The following is a 10,226-nucleotide window of genomic DNA, read 5'->3' on the forward strand; positions in this document are numbered from 1 at the left end:
CGGTCAGCTCCGGCGGAACATCCGCGTCGCCGTGATCTCGCCGTGGATCGTCTCCGCCTCCGGGGACTGCTGGGGCAGGCCCGGGCGCAGGTGCTCCTCGACGCTGATGTACTTCAGGCCCGCCCGCAGGTCGGCGTCATTGCGCAGTCGGATGACCAGCGGGAACTCCGCGAGGGCCGTGGTGTCGAAGAGCCCCGTCGTGTACAGCAGCTGGACGCCGAGCGCGTCCGAGACGGCCCGCTGGAGCTCCAGCAGGTAGGTGGCGTTCGCGCGGCCGATCGGGTTGTCCAGGAACAGCGTCCCCGCGTGCCGGTGCTTGTCCCGGCCGCGGTCGTTGCTGCGCAGCGCCGCCATGGTGCAGTACAGCGCGATGGCGGCGGTCAGCAGCTGCCCGCCGGAGAAGACGTCGCCCATCTGGCCGACCGGCACCCGCTCGGCGCGCAGCACCGCGTCCGGCTTGAGGATCTCCACCGAGATGCCCTTGGGCTCCAGCGCCGCCTGGACGCCGCGCAGCAGCAGGGACATGCCGTCGCGACGGCCCTCGCCGAAGGAGGCGGTGCTGTTCTTCTTCACCGCGGCGCGGGTGGCCTCGTCGATGACCTCGCCGAGCCGCTCCGTGAGGGTGGCCTGGTCGGGTTCCTCGAAGCGGATGCGCAGGAACTCCTGGCCCGACCACTCCCCCAGCCCCTCGGGGAGCTGCGAGAGCCGCTGGGCGGATCGCAGGGTGGCCAGCGCGGACTCCACCAGTCCGCGCAGCCGGTCGACGATGCTGTCGCGGTTGCGCTCCAGCTGCGCCAGTTCGTCGGTGAGGACGCGCAGCCGGGGCGCGAAGGCCGCCGCCCAGGACGCCGCGTGCTCGGGCAGGGCGGAGGCGGGCAGTTCGCGGATCTGCTGGCGCGCGGGGGTGCGTACCTGCTCGTAGCGGTTGGCATTGGCGTGCCGGACCAGGATGTCGGAGGCCTCGCGGACCGCGGCCTCGGCGGCGGAGAGGTCGGCGGCGCAGCCGCGCAGCGAGCGGCGGGCCTCGGTGGCCGACTGGCGGGCCTCCTCCAGGGTGCCCGGGTGGGCCACCGGCTCCTGCTCGTCCTCCTGGTGGGTGTGGTCGCGCAGCAGGTCCCGCAGCAGGGCCGCGGTCTCGTCGAAGCCCCCGGCGCCGTCCTCGGCGGTGCGGTGGGCGCGCAGCAGGTCGGCGTGGGCCGCGCGGGCGCCCTCCACGGCCGCGGTGTGGGCGGCGAGCTGGGCGGTGGCGGTCCGCAGGAGGGCCTGCGCCTGCTCGACGTCCCCGGGGATCAGCTCCTCGGGGAGCTCGGTGTGCGCCTCGCCCTCGGCGGGGGCATGGCGTTCCGCCTCACCGCGGAGCCGGCCGAGCTGCTCGCTCGCGGTGGACGCACGGGTCTCCAGCATCTGTACGAGGGACTCGGCGCGGGCGGCCGCCGCCTGGCGGGAGGGGCCGTCGGCGCCGTCGGTGCCTTCGAGGAGCTGGGCGGCCCGGGTGCGGACCTTGTTGGTGAGCCGGTCGAGTTCGGCGAGGGCCGCGCTCTCGTCGCTCTCGGCGCGGGCCTGTTCGGCGCGCAGGTCGGCGCCGACGCCGACCTTCTCGTAGAGCTGGGAGGCGGCGCGGTAGGCCTCGCGCAGGTCGGGGAGGGGAGCCTTGGGGCTCCCGTCGGCCTCGGGCAGGGGCTCGGGGGCGCCCGCGATCTCGGCGCGCTCGGCCCGCAGGGCGCGGGCGGTGCGGCGGGCGTCGTCGGCGGCGCGCTGCGCGGCGCGGCGGTCCTCGTCGGCGGCGCGGGCCCGGTCCAGGCACACCTCGGCGCGGGCCTCGGACTCGGCGGCGTCGTCGGCGAGTTCGCGGAGCTTGGCCTGCCAGCCGGCGCGCTCGCGCAGGCGGAAGGCGAGGCCGGCGAGGGCGTCGGCGACGCGGCGGGCGCGCTGGGCGGAGTCCTGGCGCTCCTCGCGGACCCGGGCGGCGTCGGCGGCGGCCTCGTCGGCCTCGGCGCGTACGGTACGGGCCTCCGCGAGCTCGGCGTCGGCCTCCTCGGCGAACGTACGGGCGGCAGCGGCCTGCTCCGCGAGCTCGGCGAGGCGGCCGGGCGGGCATCCGGTGCGCCAGGAGGTGAGGCGGGCGGCGAGCTCCCGGTCGCCGGAGAGCCGGGCGGCCAGGTCCCGGATCTCGGTGTCGCGGGCAGTCGCGCGGGAGCGCAGGGCCTGGCGCTCCTCGTCGGCGGCGCCCTCGTCGTGCATGGCCGGGTTCGGCGGAACGATGAAGATGCCGGACCCGGCGGTGCCGGAGTCGTCCACCGCCGGCACGGGCGCCAGTAGTGCGGCGGCGGTGCCCACGGCGACCGTGGAGCGGGGCAGCAGGGCCGCGCCGGAGAGCACCTCGCGGGCGCGGGCGTGTGTGTCGGGGTCGGTGATGACGACGCCGTCGACGAGTTCGGGGCGGGCCGCGAGCACGGCGGCGTGGTCGGCGGGGGCCACGGACTGGGCGAGGTAGCGCCAGCCGGGCAGGGCGGGGATGCCGTGTTCGCCGAGGTACTCGACGGTGGCGAGGACGTCCGGGCCGGGCGGCAGCAGCCCGCCGTCGCCGAGGGCGCCGAGGATGCGGGAGTCGTCGGCGGCCGCGGTGCGCAGGTCGAACAGCTGGCGTTCGGCCGAGGCGACTCCGTCGGTCAGCAGTCGGCGGAGGTCGTCGGCGTTCCGGTCGAGGTCCTCGACGGTGAGCCATCCGGCCGGGGCGGCGCCCTGGGCGGCGCCCAGGGCGCCGGTCGACGTACCGTCTTCGTCCGCGCGCGGGGCCGGGACCGGGACGCCGGGGGTGTCCGGGAGGCCCAGCAGGGCCGCCAGGCGGGGGGATTCGGCGAGGGAGGCGGCGGCGCGGCGTTCCGCGTCGTGGGCGGCCTCGGCGGCATCGGCGGCGTCCGCGGCGCGGGCGGCGGTGAGTTCGGCGCGGGATTCCGCGGCGGCGGCCTCGCGGGCGGCCTCGGAGGCAGCGCGCGCGGCCTCGCGGGACTCGTCCCAGGCGGCCACGGCGGTCTTCTCGGCGTCACTGGCGGCCAGGGCGGCGCGGGCCGGATCGGCGTCGGGGGCGGTGTCGTCGAGCCAGCCGGCCCGTACGGCCTCGGCGGTCTCCTGCTGGACCTCCGCGAGGCGGGCCCGCAGGTGCTCGGCCTCGCTGCGGGCGCGCTGGGCGGCCGTGGCGGCGGCGGTGGCGTCGCGGTGGGCGGTTTCGCCGGCTTCCTGCAGCCCGGCGGAACGCTCCTCCTCCTCGTTGGCCGCCCGCTCGCCGTGCTCGGCGGCGGTGTGCAGGGCCCGCACCAGCTCGGCGGCGGCGGCGGCGCGCGCGGCGAGCGCCGGGGCGGCGTCCCGCTCGGCCTCCAGGATGGCGGCGGCGACCCGGGCTGAGCGGTCGGCGGCGGCGCGGTGGCGCAGCACGTTCTCGGCGGCCTGCCAGGCGGAGTGCAGCGTGCGGGCTTCGAGGAGTTCGCGGCGCTGGGCGGCGGCGGCCTTGTCGGCGACGGTCAGGGCCAGCGAGGCGTGCCGGTAGGCCAGTTCGGCGGAGACGGCGGCGCTGCGGGCCCGCGCGGACTCGGCGGCGGTGACCTCGTGGGCGGCGCCGGTGACCCGCTGCGCGAGGTCGGCGGCGCGGCCGCGCTCCTCGCCGGCGCGGGCGGACAGCCGCCGGGCCAGGGTGCGCGTACGCCGTTCCGCGCCGGCGTGCACGTCGCGCAGCCGGGCCCGGGCCTGGGCGGCCTCGACGATGCGGGTCAGCAGGTCCACCGAGCCGGCGGTGAACTCCCGCTCGGCCATCAGCTCGGCGCGGCGGCCGAGCTTGTTGCCGAAGCCGTGGACGAGGTCGGCGAGGCCGTCGGTGTCGCGGGTGTCGGTGACGGCCCGCAGCAGCAGGTCGGTGAAGTCGGAGTCCTTCTTGACCGCGAAGAGGCCGGCGGCCTCGCCCTCGTCGGCGTTCATCTCGCGCTGGTAGCGGAAGAGTTCGGGGTCGAGGCCGAGCTCGGTGAGGTGCTCGTTCCAGCGGTCGTGGATCTCCTCGAAGTACACCTCCAGGTGCGGGTACGCCTTGCCGGCCTCGGTGAGGGCGTCGCGGAAGCCCTTCATCGTGCGGCGGCGGCCCCGGGCGCCCGAGGCGCCCTCGACGGGCGGGCGCACCGAGGTGGCCTCGGCGACGGGGAGGTTGTCCAGGCTCAGGCCCGGGCCGGGGCGGAAGGAGTACCAGGCCTCGGCGAACTTGCGCGGGTCGTTGGAGACCTGGCGGCCGCGCCATTCGCTGACCTTGCCGACGACCACGCACTCGCCGGTCTGGGTGTGCTGCCACTCCAGGGCCACGTGGCCGCAGTCGTCGGCGAGCAGGAACTTGCGCAGCACGCCGGAGCTGGCGCCGCCGAGGGTGTTGCGGTGTCCGGGGAGCATGACCGAGAAGATCAGCTTGAGCAGGACGGACTTGCCGCCGCCGTTCTCCAGGAAGAGTACGCCCGCGGGCGCCGGGCGGCGCGGCGGGCCGGTCGGCTCGTCCTCGAAGAACTCCGCCTGGGTGGGCGCCGGGTGGGGCACCGGCTCGCCGACTCCGCGCAGGTCGAGCACGGTGTCGGCGTAGCGCGCACCGGCGGGCCCGATGGAGTAGAGGCGGATCCGGGACAGCTCGTACATGGCGGCGGACTCTCGTGGTCTTTCGTAGGTCGTACGGGGACGGGTGACTCAGGCGTGGAACGGCAGGCCGGCGTCGGCGGCGAGCTCCAGGTCGTCGCCCTCGGGCGGCGGCAGGAGGGTCGCGGAGCCGTCGCTGACGGGGACCACGCCGAGTTCCAGTAGCTCGGCCATGGCCGCGCTGCCCGCCATGTCGCGGACCTGGAGCTGGTAGCGGGGGGTGGTGCGGTAGGTGCCGCCGGCATCGTCGCCGGTGCGCTGGAGGAAGCCGGATTCGGTGAGGAAGGCGGCGGCCTTGCCGACGATGCCGGTGGTGGAGCCGGCCAGGCGGCGGGCGTCCTTGGTGGCGCCGGTCGCGCTGCGGCGGGCGTAGACCCGCCAGGCGGCCTCCAGGCCGGGGGCGTCTGAGGCGGGGTCGGTGTTCTCGCCGAGCTCCTCGGCTCGCTCCTCCAGGCGGCGGCAGGTCTGCCGGACGAAGGCGTCGACCCCGTTGACGGTGATGCGGCCGATGTAGCCGTCGTCGGCGAGGTCCTCGGGGCGGGGGAAGGCGAGGGCGGCGACGGCGAGGTGGGCGAGGCCGTGCAGGAAGCGGTCCGCGGAGTCGGCGGTGGTGCGCCGGGCGTAGTCGCCCATGCGGACGGCGAAGACGGAGTCCTCGCCGGCGGCGACGGCCATGCCCGCGCGGGGCGAGACCTCCAGGACGACGAGCCCGAGGCCGGTGGCGACGGCGTCGGCGAGCCGCCCGAAGGCGGGGTCCTCGCGGTAGCGGCGCAGCAGCTCGGCGTACTCGGCGTCGCGGGCGGGCAGCAGCTTGGGCTGCAGCCCGAAGGCCACGAGCCGGGCGGCGTCGGCCGCGTCGGCGGGGGTGACGGTGCCGGTCGACGCGGGCGCGACGGGGGCCGACGGCGCGTCGGCCTCGCTCCACGCGGGGTGCTCGGCGTGGTGGTCGCTCACGGGTACGTCTCCTCGGCGGTGCGGTGGTGTTCGGCGGTGCGGTGTCGCGTGCGCGGCTTACGGGTCCTGGCCGGGCTCCCGAGCCCGGCGGGTCGGCGGCCCGCGGGATCAAGGCCCCCGGGCCCGCCCGGGGCGGCGGCCGGGTGGCGGACCGGCCCGGCGGTCCGGCGGCGCGGCGGGAGAGCGCCGGCACGCCCGGCACGCGCGTCGGGCTCGCGGGCGGCCGGGGCCAGGCCCGGAGCCGGGGCCGGACCCGGAGCCGGGGCCGGGCCCGGAGCCGGGGCCGGGCCCGGAGCCGGGCCCGGAGCCGGAGCCAGGCCCGGAGCCGGAGCCAGGCCCGGAGCCGGGACCAGAGCCGGAGCCGGGACCGGGACCGGAGCCGGAGCCAGGCCCGGGGCCGGAGCCAGGCCCGGGGCCAGGCCCGGGGCCTGAGCCCGAGCCGGGACCAGAGCCGGAGCCGGGGCCAGAGCCGGGGCCGGGGCCGGGGCCTGGGCGGTGGTCATGCTGCCTCCGTGCGGTCCGCCGTCATGGCGGCGGAGTCCAGCAGGGCCGTGCCGACGATCAGGTCCGCGCCCCCGAACTCCGGGTCGTCGAGCTCGGTCCCGTCGTCCACGGCGAACAGCAGCCGCTCCTCGCCCTGGCGGTACGCCGTGCCCACCGCCGGACTCGCCGCGTGGACGGCCAGCAGGGCCACCAGGTACGGCAGGTCCGGATCGGTGCGCCTGGCCTGCGCCAGCAGCCCCGACAGCCGGCGCGGGGCGTCGTGCGGCAGGTCGAGGAGCTCCATCGCGGCGGCGAGCTGCTCCTCGCTGAAGCGGCTGTCGTCCGGGGTCGCGATGAGGTCCGGCTCCGGCATCTCCGCGCCGAGGTGCTCCCGCTCCACCGGCGGGGTCAGCAGTATGTCGACGAGGTCGCCGACCCGGACGGAGACGGGGTTGCGCAGCCCCGCGCCGGCGGCGAAGAAGGCGTCGGTGACCCGGGAGGCGCGCTCCACCGCCAACGGCAGCACGGGCGCGACCAGTTGCCCGTACAGGTCGATCCCGGCGCGCGGCGCGGGCGCCGCGAAGGCCTGGCGGTCCTGCTCGGCGCGGAACAGCGGGCCGGCGTCCAGCAGCCGTGACTGGAGCTGGGTGTGCCGGCGGATGCAGTCCTTGACGATGTCCACGAGCTCGGCCGCACGCCGTTTGTTGTCGGGCTCCTCGGCCTCGTCGCGCGCCTTGCGGATGTTGGTGAGGATCGCGTTCTCGTGGCGGTAGCGGTCGGCGACGTGGTCGAGCGCCTCGGCGATCATGTCCGGGACCGCCACCAGCCAGTCCACCGCGCGCACGTTGCGCCGCGTGGCGTCCAGCGTGCGGCGCAGGGTCTCGGCGTACTGGACCGTCCGGTACCGGGCCTGTTCGGCCGCGAGCTGGGCGTCCGCCAGCCGGCCCCGGCTGATCAGGACCTCCAGCTTCACCTCGGCCGCGATCTGGGCGCTGGTGACGTCGGTGTCGAGGGCGCCGACCAGTACGTTCACCGCTTCGTCCGTGGTGCGCAGGTACACCGCGCCGCCGTACCCCGGAACCTCTTCGATCAGCTTGAAGTCGTAGTCCCGGCGGACGTAGACCCCGTCCGGGCCGAAGGTGCCGTAGATCGCGCGGAAGCCGCGGTCCACGCTGCCGACGTTGATCAGGTTCTCCAGCACCCAGCGGGCCACCCGCTCGTGCTCGGCCGCCGGGCGCGAAGGCGCCTGGGCGGCGACCCGGGGCAGCAGCCTGGCCACTATCTGCTCGTGGTCGGCTCCGGTGTCGAAGTCCATGTTGAGCGTGACCAGGTCGATCGCGGCGAGGGCCACCTCCGCCATCGCGTAGACCCCGTACTCGCCGGCCAGATTGGCCTTGCGTACGTCGAGGTCGTGCAGCGGGGCGGTGCAGGCGAGCGCGCGCAGCCGCCGAGCCAGGCCCTCGTCGGCGGCCGGGCCCGGCGCCGGGGACGGAAGGGTCTTCGCCGGGGCAGGGAGAGTCACGGACAAAGACTAGGCGCTGACCCTGACAACATCCCAAACGGCATGGTTCGGCCGGATCGTCCCCGGCGACCCGGAACAGCGCGGCGGCGCGGGGCGGGCGCTGTTCTACGCTCACCGCATGGCTTCCATGATCACACCTCTGATCACTCCCCTGATCGACCTCAACGCCGATCTCGGCGAAGGCTTCGGGCGGTGGGCGCTGACCGACGACGAGGCCCTGCTGTCCGTCGTGACGAGCGCCAACGTGGCCTGCGGCTTCCACGCCGGGGATCCGTCCATCATGCGCCGCGTGTGCGAGCTGGCGGCGCGGCGGGGGGTACGGATCGGCGCGCAGGTCTCGTACCGCGACCTCGCGGGCTTCGGCCGGCGTGCCATGGACGTCCCGGCGGACGAGCTGGCCGACGAGGTGGCCTACCAGATCGGGGCGCTGGAGGTCTTCGCACGCGCGGCCGGCTCCCGGGTGTCCTACGTCAAACCGCACGGCGCGCTCTACAACCGCACCGTGCACGACGCCGACCAGGCGGCCGCGGTCGTCGCCGGAGTGCGGCTGGCGGTCCCGGCCGGGGCCCTGCCCGTCCTGGGCCTGCCCGGCTCGCTGCTGCTCACCGCCGCCGCGGCGGCCGGGCTGACGCCCGTGCCGGAGGCCTTCGCCGACCGCGCCTACACCGCGGCCGGGACCCTGGTGCCGCGCGGGGAGCCGGGAGCGGTGGTGCACGACCCCGACGCCGTCGTCGAGCGGGCCGTACGGATGGCCGCCGAGGGCGCGGTGACGGCCGCCGACGGCTCCCGGGTCGCGGTGGCCGCGCGCTCGCTGTGCCTGCACGGGGACACCCCCGGGGCGGCCGGGCTCGCGCTGCGCGTGCGCCGGGCGCTGGACGCGGCCGGCGTCCGGGTGGAGGCGTTCGCATGAGCGTGCGGGTGCTCCGGGTGGGGGCCGAGGCGCTGCTCCTGGAGGTGGACTCGGCCGAGGAGGTGGCCGCGCTGCACGCCGAACTGCTGCGCCGACGCGATGCGGGCGAGCTGGGCGGGGCCAGGACCGCGGGCGGGGCGGGGGCTCCGGGCGGGCCCGGGGCTCCGGGAGGTCCCTGCGGGCCGGGGGCTCCGGGAGGCGTGCGGGACATCGTGCCCGCCGCGCGGACGGTGCTGCTGGACGGCGTCACGGATCCGGCCGCCCTCGCGGCACGCATCGCCCGCTGGGAGGTGGCGCCGCTCACCTCCGCCGAGGGGCCGCTGGTCACGGTCCCGGTGCGGTACGACGGCCCGGACCTGGCGGAGGTGGCCCGGCTGTGGGGGGTCGCCGAAGCCGAGGTCCCGGGGATCGTCGGCGGCACCGGGTTCCGGGTGGCGTTCTGCGGCTTCGCCCCCGGGTTCGGCTACCTGACCGGGCTCCCGCCGCACCTCCACCTCCCCCGCCGGGCCACGCCCCGTACGGCGGTCCCGGCCGGCTCGCTGGCCCTGGCCGGCGAGTACGCGGGCGTCTACCCGCGCTCCTCCCCCGGCGGCTGGCAGCTGATCGGATCCACGAGCGCGGTGCTCTGGGACCCGCAGCGGGAGCCGGCCGCGCTGTTCGCGCCGGGGGTACGGGTGCGCTTCACGGAGGCGGACGCGTGAGCGGGCCCGGGGTGGCGCTCCAGGTGCTCCGGCCAGGCGCGCTGACCACGGTCCAGGACCTGGGCCGGCCCGGGTACGCGCACCTGGGCGTGCCCCGCTCGGGGGCCCTGGACACGGGAGCGCACCGGCTGGCCAACCGCCTGCTGGGCAACCCGCCGGAAGCGGCCGCGCTGGAGACGACCCTGGACGGCGTGAGTCTGCGCGCGCTGGCCCCGGTGGTGATCGCGGTCACGGGCGCGCCCTGTGCTGTACGGGCCTCCGGGCACCCGGTGCCCTGGGGAGCCCCGGTCCGGCTCCGGGCAGGGGTGGAGGTGGACATCGGCCGGGCGGAGTCGGGCCTGCGCAGCTATGTCGCCGTACGGGGAGGTTTTGCCGTACCGCCGGTCCTGGGCAGTCGCTCCACCGACCTGCTGTCGGGGCTCGGCCCCGCCGCCCTGTCGGCGGGGGTGGTGCTCCCGGTGGGCACCCCGGGCCCGGACCCGGTGCACGGGGTCGACGCCCCGGCCGCGCCGGGCCCCCCGAGGGAACTGGTGCTCCCGCTCCGGCTGGGGCCCAGGGCGGACTGGTTCACCCCGGCTTCGATCGCGGGCCTGTGGCGTTCGCACTACCGGGTCTCGGCGGCCTCGAACCGCATCGGCCTGCGCACGGAAGGTCCGGAACTGGCCCGGGCGCGGACCGGGGAACTCCCGAGCGAGGGCATGGTCCTGGGCGCGGTCCAGGTCCCGCCGGACGGCCGCCCGGTGGTGTTCCTGGCCGACCACCCGGTGACCGGCGGCTACCCGGTGATCGGCGTGGTCCCCCGGGGCCCCGCCCTGGACGCGGCAGCCCAGTCCCGCCCGGGGTCGGGCCTCCGCTTCACACCGGCGGGGGCGGGGGTGGGGTGATGTCCGGTACCGGTGTGCGGGGTGGGGTGATGTCCGGTGCCTCGCCTGCTCGGTGGCGTTGACGGGGTCCGGGGGCGTCCCGTCAGTCCACTGTCCTTCCGGGCCGGGCCGGT

The 10,226-nt window shown here is 77.0% G+C and carries 7 protein-coding genes; 3 read left to right on the plus strand and 4 right to left on the minus strand.

Going from position 1 to position 10,226, the window contains the following annotated elements:
• Nucleotides 1–3: 3 nt before the first annotated feature.
• From AB0M99_RS34395 to AB0M99_RS34410, 4 genes are read right to left on the minus strand one after another with little or no spacing between them, the layout of a single operon-like run.
• Nucleotides 4–4,662, minus strand: a complete 4,659-nt coding sequence (locus tag AB0M99_RS34395) for a hypothetical protein (protein ID WP_365927577.1) — start codon at nucleotides 4,660–4,662, stop codon at nucleotides 4–6.
• Nucleotides 4,663–4,710: 48 nt separating this feature from the next.
• The gene (locus AB0M99_RS34400) at nucleotides 4,711–5,613 is read right to left on the minus strand and encodes a hypothetical protein (RefSeq protein WP_365927579.1); all 903 of its coding nucleotides are present in this window, start codon (nucleotides 5,611–5,613) and stop codon (nucleotides 4,711–4,713) included.
• Entirely contained in the window at nucleotides 5,610–6,116 is a 507-nt protein-coding gene (locus AB0M99_RS34405) for a hypothetical protein (protein WP_365927581.1), read from the minus strand. Before AB0M99_RS34405 ends, AB0M99_RS34400 begins: the two co-directional genes overlap by 4 nt.
• Nucleotides 6,113–7,618: a hypothetical protein gene (locus tag AB0M99_RS34410; RefSeq protein ID WP_365927583.1), complete on the minus strand. Its 1,506-nt coding sequence runs from the start codon at nucleotides 7,616–7,618 to the stop codon at nucleotides 6,113–6,115. Before AB0M99_RS34410 ends, AB0M99_RS34405 begins: the two co-directional genes overlap by 4 nt.
• 151 nt (nucleotides 7,619–7,769) lie before the next feature.
• On the opposite strand from AB0M99_RS34410, the gene AB0M99_RS34415 reads away from it, so the two are divergent.
• The 3 genes from AB0M99_RS34415 to AB0M99_RS34425 are packed head-to-tail and all read left to right on the plus strand — an operon-like array spanning nucleotide 7,770 to nucleotide 10,113.
• Complete coding sequence (locus AB0M99_RS34415; protein WP_365927589.1) at nucleotides 7,770–8,528, plus strand: 5-oxoprolinase subunit PxpA; 759 nt, start codon at nucleotides 7,770–7,772, stop codon at nucleotides 8,526–8,528.
• Complete coding sequence (locus tag AB0M99_RS34420) at nucleotides 8,525–9,229, plus strand: allophanate hydrolase subunit 1 (RefSeq protein WP_365927585.1); 705 nt, start codon at nucleotides 8,525–8,527, stop codon at nucleotides 9,227–9,229. Before AB0M99_RS34415 ends, AB0M99_RS34420 begins: the two co-directional genes overlap by 4 nt.
• Entirely contained in the window at nucleotides 9,226–10,113 is an 888-nt protein-coding gene (locus AB0M99_RS34425; RefSeq protein WP_365927587.1) for a biotin-dependent carboxyltransferase family protein, read from the plus strand. Before AB0M99_RS34420 ends, AB0M99_RS34425 begins: the two co-directional genes overlap by 4 nt.
• The last annotated feature ends 113 nt before the right edge of the window (nucleotides 10,114–10,226 follow it).

The sequence above is a fragment of the Streptomyces sp. NPDC051183 genome, from assembly GCF_040682455.1.
GTDB lineage: Bacteria > Actinomycetota > Actinomycetes > Streptomycetales > Streptomycetaceae > Streptomyces.